Origin of the sequence: Kitasatospora humi (assembly GCF_020907985.1) — a bacterium.
GTDB lineage: Bacteria > Actinomycetota > Actinomycetes > Streptomycetales > Streptomycetaceae > Kitasatospora > Kitasatospora humi.
Genome location: NZ_JAJJPA010000033.1, coordinates 1 through 20,530, shown reverse-complemented (window position 1 = coordinate 20,530; position 20,530 = coordinate 1). Strand labels below are relative to the sequence as shown.

General features: G+C 71.2%; 24 protein-coding genes and 1 pseudogene. 15 read left to right on the top strand and 10 right to left on the bottom strand.

Annotation, left to right across the window (positions count from 1 at the left end; genetic code table 11):
- Nucleotides 1-81 precede the first annotated feature (81 nt).
- A complete protein-coding gene (locus LN042_RS25810; RefSeq protein WP_230053755.1) occupies nt 82-1,041 on the top strand; it encodes a hypothetical protein in 960 nt (319 codons plus the stop codon).
- A 134-nt stretch (nt 1,042-1,175) separates the two neighbouring features.
- On the opposite strand, the gene LN042_RS25805 is transcribed toward LN042_RS25810, so the two are convergent.
- Nucleotides 1,176-3,161 carry a CocE/NonD family hydrolase gene (locus LN042_RS25805; RefSeq protein ID WP_230053754.1) on the bottom strand — a complete coding sequence of 662 codons (1,986 nt, stop codon included), beginning with the start codon at nt 3,159-3,161 and terminating at the stop codon, nt 1,176-1,178.
- Nucleotides 3,162-3,503: 342 nt separating this feature from the next.
- Here LN042_RS25805 and nicT point away from each other — a divergent pair, with 342 nt between their 5' ends.
- Entirely contained in the window at nt 3,504-4,631 is a 1,128-nt protein-coding gene (gene nicT, locus LN042_RS25800; RefSeq protein ID WP_230053752.1) for a Nickel transporter NicT, read from the top strand.
- Nucleotides 4,632-4,638: 7 nt separating this feature from the next.
- Here nicT and LN042_RS25795 read toward each other — a convergent pair whose 3' ends face one another.
- Nucleotides 4,639-5,580, bottom strand: a complete 942-nt coding sequence (locus LN042_RS25795; protein WP_230053750.1) for an SGNH/GDSL hydrolase family protein — start codon at nt 5,578-5,580, stop codon at nt 4,639-4,641.
- 150 nt (nt 5,581-5,730) lie between these two features.
- Between LN042_RS25795 and LN042_RS25790 the strand changes: the two genes are divergently transcribed.
- The 3 genes from LN042_RS25790 (at nt 5,731) to LN042_RS25780 (ending at nt 9,269) form a co-directional block, all read left to right on the top strand.
- Nucleotides 5,731-7,389: an FAD-binding dehydrogenase gene (locus LN042_RS25790; RefSeq protein ID WP_230053749.1), complete on the top strand. Its 1,659-nt coding sequence runs from the start codon at nt 5,731-5,733 to the stop codon at nt 7,387-7,389.
- 150 nt (nt 7,390-7,539) lie between these two features.
- A complete protein-coding gene (locus LN042_RS25785) occupies nt 7,540-8,625 on the top strand; it encodes an S-(hydroxymethyl)mycothiol dehydrogenase (RefSeq protein WP_230053747.1) in 1,086 nt (361 codons plus the stop codon).
- Nucleotides 8,625-9,269, top strand: a complete 645-nt coding sequence (locus LN042_RS25780; protein ID WP_230053746.1) for an MBL fold metallo-hydrolase — start codon at nt 8,625-8,627, stop codon at nt 9,267-9,269. The genes LN042_RS25785 and LN042_RS25780 overlap by 1 nt, the downstream gene beginning before the upstream one ends.
- Before the next feature lie 249 nt (nt 9,270-9,518).
- Here the strand turns inward: LN042_RS25780 and LN042_RS25775 are convergent, their stop codons facing one another.
- From LN042_RS25775 to LN042_RS25765, 3 genes and pseudogenes are all read right to left on the bottom strand, one after another.
- Nucleotides 9,519-9,923 (bottom strand): MDR/zinc-dependent alcohol dehydrogenase-like family protein, encoded by a 405-nt coding sequence (locus LN042_RS25775; RefSeq protein ID WP_230053745.1) that lies wholly within the window; start codon nt 9,921-9,923, stop codon nt 9,519-9,521.
- Nucleotides 9,914-10,199: pseudogene (locus LN042_RS25770) on the bottom strand (serine hydrolase); the annotation flags it as partial. The pseudogene LN042_RS25770 and the gene LN042_RS25775, both read right to left, overlap by 10 nt.
- A 206-nt stretch (nt 10,200-10,405) precedes the next feature.
- The gene (locus tag LN042_RS25765; protein ID WP_230053809.1) at nt 10,406-11,128 is read right to left on the bottom strand and encodes a GntR family transcriptional regulator; all 723 of its coding nucleotides are present in this window, start codon (nt 11,126-11,128) and stop codon (nt 10,406-10,408) included.
- A 225-nt stretch (nt 11,129-11,353) separates the two neighbouring features.
- On the opposite strand from LN042_RS25765, the gene LN042_RS25760 reads away from it, so the two are divergent.
- Both LN042_RS25760 and LN042_RS25755 read left to right on the top strand, forming a co-directional pair.
- Nucleotides 11,354-11,587, top strand: coding sequence for a hypothetical protein (locus LN042_RS25760; RefSeq protein WP_230053743.1), 234 nt, complete (start codon nt 11,354-11,356; stop codon nt 11,585-11,587).
- An 8-nt stretch (nt 11,588-11,595) separates the two neighbouring features.
- Nucleotides 11,596-12,264, top strand: a complete 669-nt coding sequence (locus LN042_RS25755; RefSeq protein WP_230053742.1) for a recombinase family protein — start codon at nt 11,596-11,598, stop codon at nt 12,262-12,264.
- Nucleotides 12,265-12,321: 57 nt separating this feature from the next.
- Here LN042_RS25755 and LN042_RS25750 read toward each other — a convergent pair whose 3' ends face one another.
- A complete protein-coding gene (locus tag LN042_RS25750) occupies nt 12,322-12,540 on the bottom strand; it encodes a hypothetical protein (protein WP_230053741.1) in 219 nt (72 codons plus the stop codon).
- Nucleotides 12,541-12,641: 101 nt separating this feature from the next.
- Nucleotides 12,642-13,082: an ATP-binding protein gene (locus tag LN042_RS25745; RefSeq protein WP_230053739.1), complete on the bottom strand. Its 441-nt coding sequence runs from the start codon at nt 13,080-13,082 to the stop codon at nt 12,642-12,644.
- A 289-nt stretch (nt 13,083-13,371) separates the two neighbouring features.
- Here LN042_RS25745 and LN042_RS25740 point away from each other — a divergent pair, with 289 nt between their 5' ends.
- From LN042_RS25740 to LN042_RS25720, 5 genes are all read left to right on the top strand, one after another.
- Nucleotides 13,372-14,316, top strand: coding sequence for a helix-turn-helix domain-containing protein (locus LN042_RS25740; protein ID WP_372495818.1), 945 nt, complete (start codon nt 13,372-13,374; stop codon nt 14,314-14,316).
- Nucleotides 14,309-14,512: a DUF397 domain-containing protein gene (locus tag LN042_RS25735; protein WP_230053737.1), complete on the top strand. Its 204-nt coding sequence runs from the start codon at nt 14,309-14,311 to the stop codon at nt 14,510-14,512. Before LN042_RS25740 ends, LN042_RS25735 begins: the two co-directional genes overlap by 8 nt.
- A gap of 357 nt (nt 14,513-14,869) precedes the next feature.
- Nucleotides 14,870-15,127 (top strand): ATP-binding protein, encoded by a 258-nt coding sequence (locus LN042_RS25730; protein ID WP_230053736.1) that lies wholly within the window; start codon nt 14,870-14,872, stop codon nt 15,125-15,127.
- A 147-nt stretch (nt 15,128-15,274) separates the two neighbouring features.
- Nucleotides 15,275-15,493, top strand: a complete 219-nt coding sequence (locus LN042_RS25725) for a hypothetical protein (protein WP_230053735.1) — start codon at nt 15,275-15,277, stop codon at nt 15,491-15,493.
- A 74-nt stretch (nt 15,494-15,567) separates the two neighbouring features.
- Nucleotides 15,568-16,047: an SMI1/KNR4 family protein gene (locus tag LN042_RS25720; RefSeq protein ID WP_230053734.1), complete on the top strand. Its 480-nt coding sequence runs from the start codon at nt 15,568-15,570 to the stop codon at nt 16,045-16,047.
- A gap of 71 nt (nt 16,048-16,118) precedes the next feature.
- Here LN042_RS25720 and LN042_RS25715 read toward each other — a convergent pair whose 3' ends face one another.
- Entirely contained in the window at nt 16,119-16,604 is a 486-nt protein-coding gene (locus LN042_RS25715) for a peroxiredoxin (protein ID WP_230053733.1), read from the bottom strand.
- A 74-nt stretch (nt 16,605-16,678) separates the two neighbouring features.
- Between LN042_RS25715 and LN042_RS25710 the strand changes: the two genes are divergently transcribed.
- Complete coding sequence (locus LN042_RS25710; RefSeq protein WP_230053732.1) at nt 16,679-17,239, top strand: TetR/AcrR family transcriptional regulator; 561 nt, start codon at nt 16,679-16,681, stop codon at nt 17,237-17,239.
- A 39-nt stretch (nt 17,240-17,278) separates the two neighbouring features.
- Here the strand turns inward: LN042_RS25710 and LN042_RS25705 are convergent, their stop codons facing one another.
- Both LN042_RS25705 and LN042_RS25700 read right to left on the bottom strand, forming a co-directional pair.
- The gene (locus tag LN042_RS25705) at nt 17,279-18,028 is read right to left on the bottom strand and encodes a DUF6159 family protein (protein WP_230053731.1); all 750 of its coding nucleotides are present in this window, start codon (nt 18,026-18,028) and stop codon (nt 17,279-17,281) included.
- Nucleotides 18,029-18,179: 151 nt separating this feature from the next.
- Nucleotides 18,180-18,512 carry a YnfA family protein gene (locus LN042_RS25700; protein ID WP_230053730.1) on the bottom strand — a complete coding sequence of 111 codons (333 nt, stop codon included), beginning with the start codon at nt 18,510-18,512 and terminating at the stop codon, nt 18,180-18,182.
- 503 nt (nt 18,513-19,015) lie between these two features.
- On the opposite strand from LN042_RS25700, the gene LN042_RS25695 reads away from it, so the two are divergent.
- Together LN042_RS25695 and LN042_RS25690 are read left to right on the top strand one after the other, a co-directional pair.
- Nucleotides 19,016-19,192: a GMC oxidoreductase gene (locus LN042_RS25695; protein ID WP_230053729.1), complete on the top strand. Its 177-nt coding sequence runs from the start codon at nt 19,016-19,018 to the stop codon at nt 19,190-19,192.
- Nucleotides 19,193-19,299: 107 nt separating this feature from the next.
- Nucleotides 19,300-20,433, top strand: coding sequence for an NAD(P)-dependent alcohol dehydrogenase (locus LN042_RS25690; RefSeq protein WP_230053728.1), 1,134 nt, complete (start codon nt 19,300-19,302; stop codon nt 20,431-20,433).
- Nucleotides 20,434-20,530 lie beyond the last annotated feature (97 nt).

The following is a 20,530-nucleotide window of genomic DNA, read 5'->3' as shown; positions in this document are numbered from 1 at the left end:
GCGCACGCGCACGCGAGGGCTGCGCACGCGAGGAGCTTCTGGGGGGCTGCTTTGCCCGGTTCACACCTGTTCCGTTCACACGTGTCCCGTTCACAACCGTCCCGTTCACTGCCGTCCCGTTCACTGCCGCACGCCGCGCTGCTGGTGGGCGCGGCGCTGCTGGTGTCGGCGTGCAGTTCCACGCCCGGTCCGCAGCCGCAGCACAGCGGCTCCGGCGGCGACGCGATCGGCACCATCACCTCGCCGAGCCCCGATCCCTACGGCTCGACCCTGACCACCTACGTCGGCCCGGTCAACGACGCACTGGCCAAGCTGACCTCGGCCGGCAGCATGGACGACCTGAACACCGCGCTCGGCTCCCTGCAGAAGGCGGCGGACAGCGGCGCCACCGGACTGCAGTCCGCCTCGGTGCCGCCCGCGGTCAGCGACTCCAACCAGCGGCTCGCCGGTGCGCTGACCACCCTGAGCACCAACGTCGGCGACGTGCAGGGCGACATGCAGAGCAGCAAGGTCTGCGCGACCTCCTCCGCGTTGGCCGAGGTGGGCGGCATGCAGGGCCTCAAGGACGTGCAGTCGGCGCTGCAGACCATCTCCGGCGCCGGCTACAGCTTCACCTTCACCGTGCCGCAGACCCCCAGTCAGCAGCACCGCGCCCTGGACAACGGCACCGCCATCCGCCAGGGCCAGAACGACGGCAGCGGCGAGCTGACCGTCGACAACGGCAACGGCGACGGGGACGCCGTGCTGACGCTCGCGAAGGACGGCCAGGCCGCCTACTCGTTCTACGTGCAGAAGGGCCAGACCGCGAAGATGAACGGCATCCGCGACGGCCACTACGACATCTACTTCGCGGGTGGCGTCGACTGGGACTCGGGCAGCAAGAAGTTCACCCAGAACTGCAGCTACACCAAGTTCGACCAGGGTGCCGACTTCACCACCACCGACACCACCTACTCGACGCTCACCCTCACCCTGAAGGCCACCGTCGGCGGCAACGCCACCACCAGCGACGTACCGCCGGACCAGTACCCGCAGCCGTAGCGACCTGCCCTGGCGGCGTGCCGTAGCCCCCTGCACGCCGCCAGGGCAGGTCGCCGGTGCCCGGTCGGCCCGGACGCCCTCGCGGTCCACGCGCCCGCACGGGTCCGCACGCCCCCGCCGTCCACGCACCGCCGTCAGCCGCCGGTGCGCGGGATCCGCCGCTCCCAGTCGCGCTCGAAGAGCACCGCCCCGCCCTCCCAGGCGGTGAGCCGGCTGCGCGCCGTGAAGGCGTCGGCGTCGCAGTCCAGTTCGGTGCCGGCCCGCACGGTGACGTCCCAACCCAGCTCCGGCCGCTCCAGCCGGACGCTCCAGTCGCAGTGCACGGCGGCGGCCAGCGGGTCGTTCTGCTGGATCCGGTAGTACTCCCGGGCCTCCTCGGTGCGCACCAGGCCGTCCGGCAGGGTCACGGCGCTGCCCTGGTGCGGCGCCAGCTCCGCCCGCCACTGCCCGGTCGCCACGAACTGCTTCAGCACCCGCTCGGGGCGCGGCGCGACCGGGCTGGTGCGCCGGACGGGCGGCGGCGCGGCCTGCTCGGGCTCGGCGAAGACCACCGGGGGCCGGCCGACGTCGGCGGCCAGGTGGCGCACCGGCAGGGTGAGCACGCTGTGACCAGGGTCGACCAGCACGCCCTGGGCGGCCGGCTGCGGCCAGACCAGCGGCCAGTAGGCCGAGGAGAGGGCGAGCCGGAGCCGGTGGCCGACCGCGAGGGCGTGCCCGGTGGCGGCGAGCTCGAAGGCCACCTCCTCGACCGCGTCCGGCGGCCACGCCACCGCGAGGTCGGGCCCGCGCCGCGCCGAGAGGTTGAGCACGCCCCGGGTGATCGGCAGCGACGTGCCGTCCGGTGCCACATCGCACAGCCGGGCGGCGAGCTGGCCGCCGGTGACGCCGTCGGGCAGCCGCACCCGCAGCCGCACGGCGGGCCGGCCCAGCAGCACCAGCGGCTCGGAGAGCGGTGAGCTGTCGAAGCAGACCGAGCGGCCGTCCTCGGCCCGCTGGTCGACGGGCCGGCCGTTCGACGGCGCGTCGACGCCGGTCTGCTGGGGTGAGCGGACGGTGACGAAGCGCTCGCCGGCGGGGGTGCCGGCGGTCCGCAGCGCCTCGGTCAGGTCGTAGTGGATCTCCCGGACGTCGTCGGAGGGCCAGGACTCGTCACCGATCCAGCGGCCCGTGCCGCCGCCGTCCGCCCCGGCGGGCTCGGCCAGCCAGCTGCGCAGCCGGGGCTCGGCGAGCATGCCGGTGTCCTGCCGCCGCAGCCAGTGGTCCCACCAGCGCAGGGTCTCCTGGAGGAACCCGATCGCCGGCCCCGGGCGACCCTGGTCGGGGTAGCCGGGGCCCCACGGGCCGATGATGCCGAACGCCGGTGCGGTCAGCCGCTCCAGCAGCCGCAGCACGGCATCGGCGCCGGGGCCGGTCCAGCCGGCGACGGCCAGCACCGGAGCGGTGATCGCGGTGAGCGGCGGACCGCTCCAGAAGGCGTCCCGGGTCTGGTGGGCCAGCCGGCCGTGCAGCGGCGGCTGCAGCTCGGCCAGCCGGTCCAGCCACTGGCGGCGCCAGTCGTCGCCGACCCGGACCGGGTCGGGCGGGCAGGCGGCGGCGACCAGCCGGGCGGTGGCCGCCGCCGGGAGGCGGCCGGCCCGCACCGAGCCGCCCAGGTAGTGCTCGTCGTACCGGTCGTCGCCGGGGCAGACGGCGACCACGGCGCCCACCGCGGCCGGCCCCTGGGCGGCCAGTCGCAGGGCGGTGGCGGCGCCCTCGCCCAGCCCGAGCAGACCGATCCGTCCGTCGCACCACGGCTGGGCGGTCAGCCAGTCGAGCACCGCCAGCCCGTCGGCCGGCTCGGTCTCGGTGCCCTCGGGACCGGGCACCCCGCCGGAGCTGCCCCAGCCGCGGGCGTCCACCCGCAGCGCCGCGTAGCCGTGCCCCGCGTACCAGGGATGGCGCTGGGCGTCGCGCTCCACCGTGGCGTCGTCGAGCCGGTCGGCGCAGTACTCCAGCAGGGTCGGCACCGGCTGCTCGGTCACCGGGCGCCAGAGCCGGCCGGACAGCTCCACCCCTTCCGGCAGCGGGATCCGCACGTCCGCGCGGGTGACCTGGTGGGGGTAGGAGGCGGGGTGGTGCACGGCGGCCTCTCTTCGTCGTCGACGGTGTCGAAGGTGTCCTCTCCGGTGTCGAAGGGCCTGGATGCGCACGGCGGTAAGCCGACCATAGCGGACATACCCCCTCATCACCTGACGAATCGGTAGCCGTGGTCGGCCTGCTTATTGCGAGCCACTTGCAATTGCGTATTGCTCGGGGAAGGATGGGCCGGTCTGTCGAGCCGAACCCGGTCGGTCGAGCCGAACCCGGTCGGTCGAGCCGAACCCGGTCGGTCGAGCCGAACCCGGTGGGTCGAGCCGGACCCGGTCCGTCGACCCGGACCCGGTCCTTGACCCGCCCCGAACAGAGAGCAGAGGCCCGCGCCGATGAGCAGCGCACCCCGTTGGACCGCCCGGCTGACCAGGCAGGAGTGGCTGCGCCTGGGCGGCATGGGTGGCTTCATCCTGGCCCTGCACGTGATCGGCTGGTTCGTCCTGCTCGCGGTGATCGCCCCGCACCACTACCACGTGGGCACCGAGGTGTTCGGCGCCGGCATGGGCCTGACCGCCTACACCCTGGGCATGCGGCACGCCTTCGACGCCGACCACATCGCGGCCATCGACAACACCACCCGCAAGCTGATGGGCCAGGGCAAGCGGCCGCTCTCGGTGGGCTTCTGGTTCTCGCTCGGCCACTCCTCGATCGTCTTCGGCCTCTGCGCGCTGCTCGCCTTCGGCATCCGCTCGCTGGCCGGGTCGGTGGAGGACGACGGCTCTTCCCTGCACCGGACGACCTCGTTGGTCGGCACCGGGGTCTCCGGCACCTTCCTGCTGCTGATCGGCCTGATCAACCTGGGCGCCTTCAACGGGATCCTGCGGGTGTTCCGGAAGATGCGCACCGGCGAGTTCGACGAGGCCGAGCTGGAGGAGCAGCTCGACAAGCGCGGCCTGCTCAACCGGATCCTCGGGCGCGCCACCCGGGCGGTCACCAAGCCCTGGCACATGTACCTGGTGGGCCTGCTCTTCGGCCTCGGCTTCGACACCGCCACCGAGGTCTCGCTGCTGGTGCTGGCCGGCGGCGCGGCGGCCTTCTCGCTGCCCTGGTACGCGCTGCTGGTGCTGCCCGTGCTGTTCGCGGCCGGGATGAGCCTGCTGGACACCATCGACGGCTCGTTCATGAACTTCGCCTACGAGTGGGCGTTCTCCCGCCCGGTCCGCAAGATCTACTACAACCTCACGGTGACCGGCCTTTCGGTGCTGGTCGCGCTGGTGATCGGCCTGATCGAGCTGATCGGGCTGCTGGCCGACAGGTTCGGCGTCACCGGCGGCCCGATCGGGTGGATCGCGGCGCTGGACCTGAACAACGTGGGCTTCGCGATCGTCGGCCTGTTCGTGCTCACCTGGGCCGGGGCGCTGGCCTTCTGGAAGTTCGGCAAGGTGGAGCAGAAGTGGGGCGCCGGACTGCGCGAGCGGACCGTGCCGGAGGCCGTCGAGGTGTCGACCTCCGGCAGCTGAGGCCCGGCTAGCGCAGGGCGCCCAGCACGGCCTGGGCCATGACCTGCTCGCCGGTCGCGTTCGGATGGAACGGGACGGCCGGCGAGCCGGGCAGCGCCCCCTCGATCCAGCGGTCGGCGGAGCAGACGTCATGCCCGGCGGTCGGGGCCTGGGTGTCCACGTAGGTGGCGCCGTTGGCGGCCGCGGTATCGGCCAGCATGGCGTTCAACTTGCCCAGGATGCCGTGCAGGTAGGACACGTCGCCCATCGTCACCGGCTGCTTCCCGGCGCAGCTCGCCGCGTCGGCCGGCAGCACCGACGGGTAACCGACCAGCAGCACGCGGGCCTTGGGCGACTTTGCGTGTATCTGCTGGAGCGCGGCGGCCAGTTGGGGAGCGGCCCCGTTGATCCGGTCGACCAGGTCGTCCCCGCTGTAGGTCCACTGCCAGCGCAGCGAGGACCAGTCCCAGGCCCAATGTCCGTGCTCGTACACGTCCTTGCACGGGGTGCCGGTCGGGTTCACCACCGCGCCGGCGATGCAGGTGGCGATCACGTCGGCGATGCCGAGCGAGGAGGTGCCCAGGTCGTTGCCGCCGATCCCCAGGGTGACCAGCGTGGTGTCGGGGGAGAGGGCGTCGAACTGCGGGCCGTTGACCGGGATTCCGAAGTCGGTCTGGGTGCCGCTCAGGTCCTTGACCTTGGCGGCCGAGCAGGTCACGTCGGTGTAGGAGGCGGCGCCGAGGGCCGCGGCCACCAGATGGCCGTAGTTGTGGTCGGAGCGCAGGCAGAGCCCGGCCGACTGGCCGGGCACCCCGGCGCCGGCCGCGTAGGAGTCGCCGAGCGCCACGTAGGACGGGCCGGTGGCCGCGCCGGCGGGGGTGACGGTGACCGTGGTGGTCAGGGCGGTGGCCAACAGCAGGCCGCAGGCGAGTCTTTGGGCGTGCCGCGGCTTTCGGGCAGGGCGGAGCACGGTTCCTCCTGGGGGAGAGAAACGGGGTCGGTGGGGGTGTGCGGAGCCGCGCTGCTACCGCAAAGTAAGTTACCGCCAGGTTTCCAGACCGTCTACAGAACGGCGCACGGCATCTACTATCGGAGCACCCGCGAGCCTGGAGGACGCCAGATGGCACTGGACGCCGACGTGATCGTGATCGGGGCCGGCCTGGCCGGACTGGTCGCCACCGCCGAACTGGCCGACGCCGGACGCAAGGTGATCCTGCTCGACCAGGAGCCCGCGGGCTCGCTCGGCGGCCAGGCGCACTGGTCGTTCGGCGGTCTCTTCCTGGTCGACTCGCCCGAGCAGCGCCGGATGCGGATCCGCGACTCACACCAACTCGCCTGGCAGGACTGGCTCGGCACGGCCGGTTTCGACCGCCCCGAGGACCGCTGGCCGCGCGCCTGGGCCGAAGCCTATGTGGACTTCGCCGCCGGCGAGAAGCGCGCCTGGCTGCGGGCCCAGGGCGTGCGGTTCTTCCCGGTGGTCGGCTGGGCCGAGCGCGGCGGGCTGCTGGCCGACGGGCCGGGCAACTCCGTGCCCCGCTTCCACATCACCTGGGGCACCGGGCCCGGCCTGGTCGAACCGTTCGCCCGCCGGGTGCGCATCGCCGCCGCAAAGGGCCTGGTGGAGCTGCGGTTCCGGCACCGGGTCACAGAACTCGCGGCCACCGCGGGTCACTTGGACACCGTGCGCGGTGAGCTGCTGGCACCCGGCGCCGTGCAGCGCGGCCAGGCCGGCTCGCGCGTCGTCGTCGGCGCCTTCGAACTGCGCGCCCAGGCCGTGATCACCGCCTCCGGCGGCATCGGCGGCAACCACGAACTGGTCCGCAAGGCCTGGCCGGCCCGGCTCGGCACCCCGCCCACCCGGCTGCTCAGCGGCGTGCCCGCGCACGTCGACGGGCTGATGCAGCAGGTGGCCGGCGCGGCCGGCGGCCACCTGATCAACGGCGACCGGATGTGGCACTACACCGAGGGCATCGAGAACTGGAACCCGATCTGGGAGCGGCACGGCATCCGCATCCTGCCCGGCCCGTCCTCGCTCTGGCTGGACGCCCGCGGCAACCGGCTGCCGGTGCCGCTCTTCCCCGGCTTCGACACCCTGGGCACCCTGGAGCACATCATGCGCACCGGGCACCAGCACACCTGGTTCGTGCTCACCCAGAAGATCATCGAGAAGGAGTTCGCCCTCTCCGGCTCCGAGCAGAACCCGGACCTGACCGGCCGTGACGTCCGCCAGGTGCTCGGCCGCGCGCTGCCCGGCGCACCCGCTCCCGTGGAGGCCTTCAAGAAGTACGGCCCCGACTTCGTGGTCGCCGACCGGCTCGACGACCTGGTCGCCGGCATGAACCGGCTGACCGGCGGGGAGCCGCTGATCGACCTCGGCGCGCTGCGCCGTCAGATCGAGGACCGCGACCGGGAGCTGGCCAACCCGTTCAGCAAGGACCTCCAGGTCACCGCGATCCACGGAGCCCGCCGCTACCTGGGCGACCGCCTGGTGCGCACCGCCGCCCCGCACCGGCTGCTCGACCCCAAGGCCGGTCCGCTGATCGCGGTGCGGCTGCACATCCTCACCCGCAAGTCGCTCGGCGGCCTGGAGACCGACCTGTCGGCCCGGGTGCTGCGGGCCGACGGCTCGGTGCTGGACGGGCTCTACGCGGCCGGCGAGGTGGCCGGCTTCGGCGGCGGCGGGGTGCACGGCTACCGCTCCCTGGAGGGCACCTTCCTCGGCGGCTGCCTGTTCTCGGGGCGCGCGGCGGGGCGGGCGGCGGCCGCGGCCACGGGCTGACGGGTCGGGACCGCTGCGGGTGCGCGGCCGGCCTGATGCGCCGTGACCCGCTGCGGCGGAACGGCCCTGACGCGTCGTGGGCGGCCCCTCGGGAGAGAATCGTCCCGGAGGCCGTTCGGGCTCCATCCGTTCGAGAAAGGTCAGGGCCGCATGTCACAGCAGGTCAGGGGCGTCATCGCGCCGGGCAAGGGCGAGCCGGTACGGGTCGAGACCATCGTGGTGCCCGACCCGGGGCCGGGCGAGGCGGTGGTCCGGGTGCAGGCCTGCGGTGTCTGCCACACCGACCTGCACTACCGCGAGGGCGGGATCAACGACGACTTCCCGTTCCTGCTCGGGCACGAGGCCGCGGGCATCGTCGAGCAGGTCGGCGAGGGCGTCACCGAGGTCGCGCCCGGCGACTTCGTGATCCTCAACTGGCGTGCCGTCTGCGGGCAGTGCCGCGCCTGCCGGCGCGGCCGGCCGCAGTACTGCTTCGCCACCCACAACGCCAAGCAGCCGATGACCCTGCTGGACGGCACCGAGCTGTCACCGGCCCTGGGGATCGGCGCGTTCGCCGAGAAGACCCTGGTCGCCGCCGGCCAGTGCACCAAGGTCGACCCGGCCGCCTCCCCAGCCGCCGCCGGCCTGCTCGGCTGCGGCGTGATGGCCGGCCTCGGCGCCGCCGTCAACACCGGTGCGGTCGGCCGCGGCGACAGCGTCGCGGTGATCGGCTGCGGCGGGGTCGGCAACGCCGCGGTGCTGGGCGCCCGGCTGGCCGGCGCCAACAAGATCATCGCCGTCGACCTGGACCCCCGCAAGCTGGAGCGCGCCCGCGGCCTCGGCGCCACCCACACCCTGGACGCCCGTGACGGCGACGTGGTGGAGGCGGTCCGCGAGCTGACCGGCGGCTTCGGCGCCGACGTGGTGATCGACGCGGTCGGCCGCCCCGAGACCTACAAGCAGGCCTTCTACGCCCGCGACCTGGCCGGCACCGTCGTCCTGGTCGGCGTGCCCACCCCCGAGATGACCCTCGAACTGCCGCTGCTCGACGTCTTCGGCCGCGGCGGCGCGCTCAAGTCCTCCTGGTACGGCGACTGCCTGCCGTCCCGCGACTTCCCGATGCTGATCGACCTCTACCTGCAGGGCCGCCTCGACCTGGACGCCTTCGTCACCGAGACCATCGGCCTGGACGACGTCGAGGCCGCCTTCGAGCAGATGCACGGCGGCGACGTGCTGCGTTCGGTGGTGCTGTTCTGATGCGCCAGCTGCCCCCCGAGCCCGAGATCGAGCACCTCGTCACCGCCGGCACCTTCGAACTGGACGGCGGCAGCTGGGAGGTGGAGAACAACGTCTGGATCATCGCCAACGAGGACGAGGCCGTGGTGATCGACCCCGCCCACGACCCCGTCGCCATCGCCGACGTCCTCGGCGAGCGCCAGGTGCTGGCCATCATCTGCACCCACGCCCACAACGACCACGTCAACGCGGCGCCCGAACTGGCCGCCATCACCGGTGCGCCGATCTACCTGCACCCCGACGACCTGCCGCTGTGGAAGATGGCCCACCCCGACGACAGCCCGGACGAGGAGCTGACGGACGGTCAGCGCATCGTCGTCGGCGGCCTCTACCTGCACATCCGCCACACCCCCGGCCACACCCCGGGCGGCGTGAGCGTCTACGTCCCGGCCCTGGACGCGGTGTTCACGGGTGACACCCTCTTCCAGGGCGGCCCTGGCGCCACGGGTCGCTCGTTCTCCGACTTCCCGACGATCATCCGGTCCATCGAGACCCGGCTCTTCGACCTGCCGGCCGAGACGGTCGTGCACACCGGCCACGGGCCGACCACCACCATCGGCGAGGAGCGCCCGCACCTGGGGGAGTGGGTCGCGCGGGGGCACTGAGCGGTTCCGCTGCCGGGCCGTCGGGAGGACGCCTTGCCGACGGCCCGGCTCGGGCGGGGAACGCCCGCTGGTCCCACCAGGACCACCAGGGGTCCCGGCCCACCAGGCGGGCGGCGTACTGGCGGAACGGCGTCGGCGGCTGGTCGATGGTGTTGCCGGCCGTCGACAGCACGTGCTCAAGCGCCGGCAGCTCCGCCTGCCGTCAGGGGCGACGGCCGGCGCCAGGCCGCCGCAGCACACCCGGGGCCCTCACGGCCGGATCACCGTCAGGTGGAACGGGCCGCCGTTGGCCGCGGCGAAGGCGATGGCGCCATTGGCCTCGTCCAGGGGGAACTCGGTGACCTCGAAGGCGTTCAGGTCCAGCAGCCCCGACCTGAGCAGCTCGACCATGCGGACGTTCGCCTCGCGCGGGTACATGAACTGGCCGCGCAGAGTGATGTTGTTGTTCATGAGCCAGGCGTAGGGCAGCGTCAGGTCGTTGCGGATGCCGCCCATGAGCACCACGCGCCCCGAGTTGCGCACGGCCATTGCCGCGGCCCGCACCTGGCTGGTGGCGGCCGTCGGGGGCATGATGTCGAGCACGCAGTCGATCGGCCCGGGCGCCGCCTGCCGCATCCGCTCGCGGTCCTCGTCCTCGTCGCCGGTCAGCACCACCGTGCGGACCCGGGAACCGAAGCGGCGCGCCCGTCGTCGGTGGCGCCGCCCCGGGTCTCGTACCCCGGGGTGCTGCCGCCGTAGACCCCGCCGCACGACAGCGGGGTGCTCACGAGGCCCAGCCCGTAGCGGGCACCGGGCGCGAACGGGGTGCCCGGCCGGGACGGTGGTGCGCATCTGGGCGAGTTGGGCCGCTGGCAGGAGGCGGCCGGCCAGGAGGGCGGTGAGGAACCGGTCGAGGTCGGAGTCGATGGAGAACATCTGGCCTGCCGTCCACGCTCGGCGTACCGGGGCCCTGAGGGGATGTCAGGGTGGGCAGGACGGAAGACCTGGTGAAGGACATCCCGGGAATCCTTCATGGACTACGCGCAGAATCCTTGCGGGCCGCCAAGCCCGACGTGCACAAGCCCTCTGGTCGCGCCACGGCTCCGCGCGGATCGAGCTGCACGCGACGGAGTACGGACGGCAGCCCCCAAAGCATGTCAGACGCCGTAGCTGTACCCGATCGTCAGCCTGGTCGGCAGGCACCACTCCGAGTACTGGATCAGTCCCGTGTCATCACCCCACCGGGTGGCCCCGGCAAGGATCGCCGCGCCGACTTCGAGCCCGAGTGCGGCCGCCTCGCGCGCATCGGCCGGGCGCCCGTGCATGTCATCGCGGGCCGTGGTGACCATACGGGCCGTTGCTTCGCAAATGCGAGCCGTGATGCCGTCGTTCTTGGCCGGCGCGGTGCTGAGTAGCTCGGGCACCAGCACCGCGAACGTCGCCGGGAACCAGTCCACGGCGAACAGCGTCCGCACGCTGCTCCGGCCTGCCACGTACTCCCGGCGCACCACTTGATCTCCGTGGTCGAGGTCGAACAGATCGGCGACGTAGACGGGAGGAACGACGAGCTGAGCGGCCGTCACAATGCTGGTTTCGCCGTCCATGAAGGTCCGCATGCTGCTCCGTACGGCGGAGAGCCGGTCGGCCGGGCTCGCGGCGGCCGGTGCCTCGTCGGCGACGAAGGTGCCGCGCGGGCTGGTGCGGATCAGCTTCTCGACCTGGAGCTGGGAGAGCGCCTTGCGCACCGTCTCCACCGCCACGCCCCACTTGACGGCAAGTTCCTTGTTGCTGGGGAGCCTGGAGCCCGCAGGGAGCGCGCCGGTGAGGATCTGCCGGCGATAGTGATCAGTAATTCGAGTGAATGTCTTTTCGGCAGACATGGAATCTCCGCAGGTGACGCTGTCCGCTGTCAATGCGGAGCGTACTAGTTGGCCGGAAGTGGTAGCGATGCAACCTAGGTTGCTGCCATAGTGACATAGGTCACTAGCTGACGGTATGTCAGCTGACGGCGATACACGTTAGGGGACTTGCTTCCCGACGCGGGCCAATGGGAGCAGACCCGTGCCCGGTTCCCGTCTCTCGCAACGCTGTTAGGGAGAAGCGTCATGCCTGAAACGTTCGACGGACCGCGACGGGAACTCGGTGCGACCGAGGGCTGGCTGGATTGCAGCCAGAACGCACCGGGCCTGGCCCGAAAGGCATTGCGACACATGCTGCGGCCGGTCGTGGTCGGGTCGCGATTCGCTGAAGACGGTCAGCTGCTGGTCAGCGAGCTGACGTACCATCAAACTACCATTTATACATGGCAGTTGATACGAGCAGGAAGCCCCGACGGGTAGGCGTCTACGTGCGGATCTCGGATGACCCGACCGAGGCCGAGAAGGGTGTGACGCGGCAGCGGGAGGACGTGGAAGCACTCGCCGCCCGTCTTGGATGGACGATCGCGAAGGTCTACACGGAGAACGACACCAGCGCGTACAAGCGCAGTCGCATCCGCAAGCCGGACGGGCGGAGCGTGTGGCGGGTGATCCGGCCGGAGTTCCGGCAGATGCTCCAGGACTACGAGGACGGGGTGATCGACGCGATCATCGTCTATGACCTTGACCGGTTGGCCCGGCAGCCCCGTGATCTTGAGGACTTGATCGATCTCGTTGATCACTTCAAGCGGCGGCGCGTTCGCGCCGCCGGCGGCCCCTGCGCGCTGGCCGGGCATGCGGCCTGGCGGCCGGTCCCGGCCGCGCGCCGGGCCGCCGTGCGAACACCACCACCCGCAGCACCCGAAGCACGACGCCACCGGACAGCAACCAGCACCCAGCACGCCATCCATGCCCACACGGAGCCGATCCCCCAAACGCCGAGCCAGCAAGCCACCACGCACCAGGGCCACCCTCCGTGCTGCTGCGGACGCCCCTCACGGCCGAACCACCCAGCCCCCACCGCCTGTTCAGCCGATCCGGCGCCACTGCCGTCCCCCCGGTTCACAACGCAACGGCCCGACCACCCGCAATCGGGGTGATCGGGCCGCAACATGGGCAGGCGCCTCTACGCCGTGATGCCTGCCGCATCCCACTAGCTACTGGTAGCTGATTCCCTGATAGGTGATGCCATGGACGTGCGCCAGGTGGTTGCGCCACAGCACCCGAGCATCCGCCTCAGCAGATCCATCCCCTGCCTCCGTGGCAATCTGACGCCCCTTCTGAAACTCCCGGCACTCATCACACCCGGGGTGCGCCTCCGGCGCGGGCAACTTGCCGAACAGGGCGGCAACGAACGAGGCGGTCTCGTCGGACATGCACTCTCCTCATGGTTCGGCGCCGTTGGTGCCCACCTCCAGCGATGACACGCCGACGCCAGATCTCGAACTTCGATGTCAGTTACTGCTGCGGGCCCAGGTCACACACTCGGCCCCAGAACCGCCCAGATCCGTTTGCCGCCACCACCGCACGGCTCATGACCCCACTCCAGGGCCAGCTGATCCACCAGCCACAGCCCCCGCCCGGACTCGTCCTCGATGCCCGCCGGACGCTGGCTCGGCAGCTTGCTACTCGCGTCGTGCACCTCAACCAGCAGCCGACCCGGCACCCACCGGAAACGCACGAAGACCCGCCGATCCGACTGCGCGCTCCCGTGCACGACCGCATTGGAGACCAGCTCACTCAGCACCAACTCGGCGTCAGCGCAGTAGAGTTCACCGCCCTCGTGACCCGCCAGATACTCCCGCAGCATCGCGCGAGCCCGCCCCACCGACCTCTCATGGGGATCCAGCCACGCCGAACACTCAACAGCCACCACGGACGGCCCGTCCGAACAGCCAGGCCCCGTGACCGCTTCCATGCACGGGACGGTAAAATCCTGCATGTCGACCTGCTTTCGTCAGGTTGGCCACGCCCCCGGACCGGTCACGCGGTCGCGGGGGTTTTGCATGGGGTGGGTGGCGGAGAGTGCCAAGGCAAAGCGATGCCCGACTGACGGGCCATCATGATCACAATCCGTACGGCCACCCCAACTGCGTGTAGTCTGCGCCTCGCTAGCCGCAAAGTGCAAGCCGTTGTAGGTGAAAGCCCTCATTCGTTGGACAAGCACAGTTCGAACCTCTCGAACAGCATGCGACCTTGCACTTTGAATGCGCGAGTGCTTTCATTTCAGATGCTGGACAGCCCCGCCGTGGGGCAAGGAGGGGTGGCTTGTGACGGACAGTCCGATTGGATCAACCGTGCCGCGCCGGCAGCTGGGTCGGCACCTACAACGGCTGCGAAACGACGCGGGATACACGGTCCGTCGTGCCGCGACCGTGTTCGAGATGTCGGAGGCGAAGCTGTGGCGAATTGAGACTGGCCGCACCTCTGTGCGAGCACTCGAAGTCGAGGGTATGTGCCGCGTTTACGGCGCCGCGCCAGATGTCAGCCAGGCTCTCACTGACCTTGCCAGGGAGACGAAGAATCGTGACTGGTGGTACAGCTTCAAGGATGTAATTCCTGAAGGCTTCGACCTCTATATCGGACTGGAGCAGGCCGCTTCAGAGATCAAGACCTATCAAACGGGTCTGATTCCCGGTCTCTTGCAGACAGAGGGTTACGCGCAGGCAATCATCCGAGCCGGTCGACCCGGTGATGAGGATGGCGAGATCGAGCGCCGCGCTCGGCTCCGTGTGGCGCGCCAGGCAATTCTGAACCGCGCCGTTGGCGCGCCGACCTTGAGGATTGCACTCAGTGAAGCGGCGCTCAGTCGACAAATTGGATCCCGTGAGGTGATGGCCGAGCAGCTTGCTCGGCTGCTGGACGCCTCGCGGCACGTTGACCTCCGGGTTGTCCCGTTCAAGGCCGGGCTCCACCTCGGGGTTCTGTCTGGTGCCTTCAGCATCCTTCGCTTTCCTCGCACGCCGGAAGGCGAGGAAAGCGAGCCGCCGACTGTATACGCAGACGGCTACGCCGGAGACATCTACTTGGATAAGCCAAAAGAGGTCGACCTCTACGAGGCGACATTCAATAGCATTTGGGATGCAGCTCTCGACAAAGAGCAGTCGAGTAGCTTTATTTCTGACGCAGCAAGGAGCCTGGGTAATGCATGATCTGGTAGAGGTGAGCTGGTTCAAGTCCAGCTACAGCAACGCTAACTCCGAATGCGTCGAGGTTGCCCACGCCGCAGGTGTAGCCGTTCCAGTTCGTGACAGCAAGGACCCTAGCGGACCCTCACTCGTGTTCCCCGAGAACTCCTGGGGCGCGTTCATCGGCGAGATCAAGGCCGGGAATTTGCAGAACGTCTAAACACACATCATAAGTGGGCGGCCCCGAGGTATGGACACCGTACCCTCGGGGTCGCCGCATTGTGGCTGGCGCCGTCGAGGGAAGCTTTACGCACCTCCCCGTGGTGGAACCCGAGTCGGGCAAGGCCGGGGGGCCACTCGGCCAACTTGCGGTCAGGCCCAGAAGCCCTGACCGAGCCGCAGCAGCTTACGGCCCCCCGGCCATGCCCGACCCCACCACCGGCAGGACACCGCCCAAAGCTTCCCTCGCCTCTTGCCGACCGCTGACGGGAGTCGGAGCCGCCGCCTACCCCCGCCCCACTCACCAAGATCATCTGACGGCGAGCATAGGTGAGTTCTGGGATTAGCTTGCGAGCTGGTGACCAACGCCTTGAAGCACGGTTCGCGGCCTGGAGCGCGCATCTGGTACGGCTTCAGGTTGTACGACGACTTCCTCTACGTTGCGATCGAGGATGCCAGCGCCATGGTCCCGATCCCGCGCCAGGCGACGGACCAGCAGGAGACGGGGCGCGGTTTGCAACTGATCGAGGCGCTGGCGGCGGAATGGGGGGTGAGTCCGGGCAGCGGAATCGGCAAGCGCGTGTGGGCCAAATACCGGCCCGGCGAACCGAGTTGATGTCCCCCGTGGATGCCGATGGCACGGACACCCTTGTCGGGCCCTGGTGCCGCCGTTCGGGTGGCACGTGGGGGCGCTCGGCATGGCTCGCATCCCGTCCTGGAACACCTGCCGGTGAATCCGCCCCCCAGCCTCCGGTAGGTCATCATGCCTGACGACGAGCTCACCCGCTTCCTCGCCGCTCTCAGCCCCGCCAGTCTCGAAAGGGTGCGGGCGCAATCTCCGGAGAAGCAGGCCCAGCTGGCCGAGGCCTGGGAGACGGAGCTGATCGAGGACACCGATCTGGACACACTGAGCGAGGTGTCCCCGGTCGCCGCGGAGGAGGAGGCGGCCGAGCGGGTGGTGCGGCAGAGCTTCGAGGAGTGACCCGGGGCCGTCCCCGTGCGCAGCTGCCCGTAGCCTCTGGATCCTCGTCGGAGGGAAGTCGGAGGGTGCGGGCAGTGCGTGGTGTGGAAGCCGTCGTCGCGTTGGTCCGGCTGCTGCGGGAGCATCCCGACAGCTGCCGGTGGACCCGTGGGCTCGGCCCCGCGGACCTCGCCCGGGCCGAGCGGGAACTCGACGCCGCGTTCCCGCCCTCCTACCGCTACTTCCTCGCGGAGCTCGGCAGTTGCGAGGCCGACGGGATGGACTTCCCCGGCATCTACCGGACGGCGGCCATGGGCGACGCCCTCCTCGGCACGGTCGGGGCGACCCTCGACGCCCGCACCGACGAGCGCTTTCCGCGCGAACTCCTGGTCATCCAGTACGACGGCATGGGTGGGCTGGTGTCACTCGACACCGCGTGGCGCGACGCCGACGGCGAACACCCGGTCGTCGTCTGGGATCCGGGCTCGGCCGTTCGCGGCGGCCCCGAGCGGCTCGCCGACGACTTCGGCAGCTATGCGCTGCGGCAGTGCTCCAGGGCCTTGCACCTCGGGTGACCAGGCTGTCGCGGTGCCGAGGATGACGGCCGTCGCGCCGGATCGCCCTGATCGACGGGCTGACGCGGGCCTCAGGCGCGCAGCGCCGCCAGCTGCGCGGTCAGGGTGTCGGTCTGCTGGAAGGTGAGGCCGGCCAGGGCGATGTGGCGCCACCGCACGGTGCCGTCGGCGTCGAGGATGAAGACGGACCGGCGCAGGCCGAGGCCGGGAACGGCGATGCCGTACGCCTTGGCGACGGTGCGCTCGGGGTCGGCGAGGAGGGGGAAGCGCAGGTCGTACTGGCGGGCGAAGGCCTCGTGGCTCTCCAGGCCCTGCGGGCTGATGCCCCAGACGGTGGCGCCGAGGTCGCGGAACCGGTCCAGGTCGGAGGTGTAGGAGCAGAGCTGCTTGGTGCAGACGGGGGTGTTGTCGCCGGGGTAGAAGACCAGCACCAGCGGGCTGCCCTTGGCGTCGGCGAGGTGGTAGTCGCGGCGCTCGGCGGCGCCTTCACCGGTGAGCAGCAGGCCGGGGAGGGTGAAGTCCGGGGCCGGGGAACCGAGTTCGGGGGACTTGGCCATCGAGGGTCCTCGTCTGTAGCCGGAAGGGAGGCAGAACGTTCGTTCTCCCAGCGCATCGTAGTACGGTCGCAGCTGTGAGTACACCGTCCCCCGCCCGTGAGCGCCTCCTCGCCACCGCCACCCGTCTGTTCTACGCCGAGGGGATCCACACGGTCGGAGTGGACCGGATCGTGACCGAGGCAGGGGTCACCCGGGCCACCTTCTACCGGCACTTCCCGAGCAAGGAGGACTTGGTCCGCAGCTACATCCAGGCGTGGGACGCCGGGGTGCGGGCCGAGGCCGCGGCGGCGACGGCCGGCGGCCTGACGGGGGAGCAGGGGCTGGCGCTGCTGGTGAGCCGACTGGGGCAGGAGATGTGCGGTCCGGGGTTCCGCGGGTGTCCGTTCGTCAACGCGGCGGCAGAGTACCCGGATCCGGCGCACCCGGTGGCGCGGGCGATCGCGGAGCACCGGGAGTGGCTGCTCGGGCTGTTCGAGGAGTGGCTGCGGACGGCCGGGGTGCCGGAGCCGGAGCAGCGGGCCGGGGTGCTGATGCTGCTGCGGGACGGCGCGATGGTGGGCGCGGCGCTCGGGGAGCCGGAGGCGGTCGCGGCGCAACTGGCGGCGGGGGTGCGGGCACTGGTCGCCGGAGACTGACACCTGGAGTACCGGACCTGGAGTACCGGACCTGGAGGATCAGGCTGCCGTCGACGCGTCCCGGTAGAGCACGGTGCGGAAGATTCCGGAGACCGTCGCCCCCACCAGAAGCGCACCCACCAAGAGCAGCACGGCGACCAGTCCACCCGCGGCGGCGGGCGCGACGTCGTTCGACTCCACGCCGAGCATGAACGCCACGAATCCGAGGAGCACCGAGAGGACCAGGGGCAGCGCGATCCAGAGCGAGCCGTACACCCGCCGGGAGAAGGTCTCGCGCGCCATCCGCGCCGACCGACGGGTTCCCTCCACCACTCCGAGGCCGTCGATCATCATGGCCGGCAGCGCCAGGTAGGTGGCGACGGTCCATCCGGCACCGAACAGTTCGTCCATCATCCAGCCGACGAACGGGATCCGCTCCAACTGTCGGACGAGCAGCAGAACCGTGGTGCTGAGCAGGCTCCACGCCAGCAGCCGCCGCCAGTGCCGCAGGGCCCGCCGGCAGTGCACGCCGATCCGGGCGGGCTCTCCCCGCAGCACGGCATCGACCGCGCAGATCATCGCCGCACTGCACAGGGTGAGTACGAATCCCGACAGGAGATAGCCGACTCCCAGGGAGACCGCATCGGAGGTGGACGGCCACGGTTCGGCCCGGTCCCGAAGGAGCGTCGGCACCGCCGCGCCACCGGAGGCCAGTGCGAACGCGGCACCGCTGAGGAGCGGGAACACCAGCAGGCGGCGGTTGTTCCGTAGCACCCCGAACGACACCCGAACGGGCTGAACGGTACTCATGAGTGGTGTCCCCCACGGGTGATCATCCTTCGCCGACGCGCCACAGACTAGTGCCGGCCGTCAGTGCCGCTCAGCAGGGGTGGCACCGTGGCACCCCGGTACGGCCGACGGTCAGCGCGTGGGCCGCGACTGGGCTGGAGCCGGCCGCAGGTCAGCGGCGCGGTCCGTACATGATGACGGCGACCCCGGCCAGGCAGATCGCGGCGCCGATCAGGTCGTAGCGGCTCGGCCGGAAGCCGTCGGCGACCACGCCCCAGGCGAGCGAGCCGGCCACGAAGACGCCGCCGTACGCGGCCAGCACCCGGCCGAAGTGGCTGTCCGGCTGCAGGGTGGCGACGAAGCCGTACGCCCCGAGCGCCACCACGCCGGCCCCGATCCAGGCCCAGCCCCGGTGCTCCCGGACGCCCTGCCAGACCAGCCAGGCGCCGCCGATCTCCAACACGGCAGAGAGCAGGAACAAGAGGATCGAGCGGGTCACGGTCATGAGCTGGGAGTTTACGGTTCGCCGGGGGCCGGGGCGGCGCAGCGGTGTGCCCGGGCGGACGGCCGGCCGGCCGGGCGGCATCCGGACGGTCTCGCCAACGGCTCAGGACCGGTCGTCCGCCACCTGATGCCGCACAACAGCAGCGCGCCGGTGGCCGTGGTTCCGCGCCGTCGCACTCCGGTCACCCCTCCGGAAGAGCCTCGCCGTCAACGACAGCCACCACCACGGCCGCGGCGGCCGGTACCCGCGCGGCAACCTGCGACTGTTGGGCCGAGGGCGCCCCGTGATGCTGCCCGCCGCATGCCCCCACGGGCTGCGGGCCGGGCTCACCGCGCATAGCCTCGATTGGTGGGTCCCGTCGGAGGACCTGCCCGATCCGGACCCCGGGTCGCCCCGGCGCCGCCGGCCAGACCAAGCTGCGTCGGGAGCCGGCCATCCTGCGTGCGCACCGCGAGCTACCGCGGGCCGCGCGCCGAATGCCGCTCCGAGCCGGTTGTCCGCCAGTGGCCGCCCGCCGGACGGGCATCGACGCGACCGGTCACCAGTGCGGCACCACGGACGCCGGGCCGGACGAGGCACGCTCGGTGCCCGATCCGTTCTGCCGCAGTCACCAGCTGCGCAACCGCTACCGGGTGGACGGCGGCTTCGTCCCGTCCTCCGCTGTCCCCCACCGACCCTGACCATCGCGGCCCAGGCGCTGCGCACCGCCCGACCGGGCGGGCCGAGGGGCTGATCGGCGGTCAAATCAACGCCTGCGCAAGAGGAATGAGTCGAACAAGGGAGAGCCATGTCGACCGCAACCGCAACCGCAACCGCAACCGCTGCCATCGCCCGGTCCGCCGGTCAGGCGTTCGGCCTGGAGCCGATCCAGCTCGACGATCCCCGCCCGCACGAGGTGCTGGTGGAGCTGGAGGCCGTCGGCATCTGCCACACCGACCTGAGCGGGCGGGCCGGTCACACTCCGTTCCCGTTGCCCGGCGTGCTCGGTCACGAGGGCGTCGGTACGGTCGCCGCTGTCGGCGACGCCGTCACCACGACCACCCGCGGTGAGCGGGTGCTGCTCAGCTTCGACTCCTGTGGCGCCTGCCCGGCCTGCCGGGAGCTGAGCCCGGTGCAGTGCGTGCACTGGCAGGCGCTCAACCTGTTCGGCGGCCGCCGCCTGGACGGCTCGCCGGTGCTCTGGGACGACGCCGGGCGGTCGCTGCACGGCAAGTTCTTCGGGCAGTCGTCCTTCGCCACCCTGGCGCTGGCCTCGGACCGCAATGTGGTGCCGGTGCCCCGAGGCCTGCCCGCCGAAGCGCTGGCCCCCCTCGGCTGCGGAGTGCAGACCGGCGCCGGCGCGGTGCTGAACGTGCTGCGCCCCGAGCCGGGGCACACACTGGTCGTCTTCGGGGCCGACGGGGTCGGCCTGGCGGCCGTGATGGCCGCCAGGCTCACCCCGGCCACCCGGATCATCGCCGTCGACCTCCACCCGGCCCGGCTGGAACTGGCCCGCGAACTGGGCGCCACCGACGTCGTCGACGCCAGTGAGCAGGACGCCGTGGCGGCCGTCGAGGAGCTGACCGACGGCCATGGCGCCGACCGGGCGCTGGAGGCCGGCGGCGTGGTGGCGGCGCTGCGGAAAGCGGTCACCGTGCTGGCAGTCGGCGGTGTGCTGGGCGTGGCCGGCGCACCGCCGCGGGGCACCGAGGTCGGGATCGACGTCCCGCAACTGTTGGAACGAGGCCCGCGGATCGTCGGCATCAACCAGGGTGCCAGCGTGCCGCAGCGGTTCCTGCCCGCCCTGGTGGAGCTGTTCCGCGGTGGCCGCCTGCCCGTGGACAAGCTGGTCCGCCGCTACCCCTTCGACGAGATCGAACGCGCCGCTGAGGACGCGCTGGCCGGGGAGGTCGTCCAACCCGTGCTGGTGATGCGCGGATAGTTGCCTCTCTTCGTTACCGATGGTGCTCGGTCGTGGACGGTTCGCACGGAAACAGCGGTCGGGCGAGCAGCGCCCGGGCGGCACCGCCCGGGCGCTG

What these genes read in the sequence shown, in the direction of transcription:
- nicT (WP_230053752.1), top strand. Translation starts at nt 3,504, where the DNA reads ATGAGCAGCGCACCCCGTTGGACCGCCCGGCTGACCAGGCAGGAGTGG.
- LN042_RS25790 (WP_230053749.1), top strand. Translation starts at nt 5,731, where the DNA reads ATGGCACTGGACGCCGACGTGATCGTGATCGGGGCCGGCCTGGCCGGA.
- LN042_RS25785 (WP_230053747.1), top strand. Translation starts at nt 7,540, where the DNA reads ATGTCACAGCAGGTCAGGGGCGTCATCGCGCCGGGCAAGGGCGAGCCG.
- LN042_RS25780 (WP_230053746.1), top strand. Translation starts at nt 8,625, where the DNA reads ATGCGCCAGCTGCCCCCCGAGCCCGAGATCGAGCACCTCGTCACCGCC.
- LN042_RS25765 (WP_230053809.1), bottom strand. Translation starts at nt 11,128, where the DNA reads ATGTCTGCCGAAAAGACATTCACTCGAATTACTGATCACTATCGCCGG.
- LN042_RS25760 (WP_230053743.1), top strand. Translation starts at nt 11,354, where the DNA reads ATGCCTGAAACGTTCGACGGACCGCGACGGGAACTCGGTGCGACCGAG.
- LN042_RS25750 (WP_230053741.1), bottom strand. Translation starts at nt 12,540, where the DNA reads ATGTCCGACGAGACCGCCTCGTTCGTTGCCGCCCTGTTCGGCAAGTTG.
- LN042_RS25745 (WP_230053739.1), bottom strand. Translation starts at nt 13,082, where the DNA reads ATGGAAGCGGTCACGGGGCCTGGCTGTTCGGACGGGCCGTCCGTGGTG.
- LN042_RS25740 (WP_372495818.1), top strand. Translation starts at nt 13,372, where the DNA reads ATGCGCGAGTGCTTTCATTTCAGATGCTGGACAGCCCCGCCGTGGGGC.
- LN042_RS25735 (WP_230053737.1), top strand. Translation starts at nt 14,309, where the DNA reads ATGCATGATCTGGTAGAGGTGAGCTGGTTCAAGTCCAGCTACAGCAAC.
- LN042_RS25725 (WP_230053735.1), top strand. Translation starts at nt 15,275, where the DNA reads ATGCCTGACGACGAGCTCACCCGCTTCCTCGCCGCTCTCAGCCCCGCC.
- LN042_RS25715 (WP_230053733.1), bottom strand. Translation starts at nt 16,604, where the DNA reads ATGGCCAAGTCCCCCGAACTCGGTTCCCCGGCCCCGGACTTCACCCTC.
- LN042_RS25705 (WP_230053731.1), bottom strand. Translation starts at nt 18,028, where the DNA reads ATGAGTACCGTTCAGCCCGTTCGGGTGTCGTTCGGGGTGCTACGGAAC.
- LN042_RS25700 (WP_230053730.1), bottom strand. Translation starts at nt 18,512, where the DNA reads ATGACCGTGACCCGCTCGATCCTCTTGTTCCTGCTCTCTGCCGTGTTG.
- LN042_RS25690 (WP_230053728.1), top strand. Translation starts at nt 19,300, where the DNA reads ATGTCGACCGCAACCGCAACCGCAACCGCAACCGCTGCCATCGCCCGG.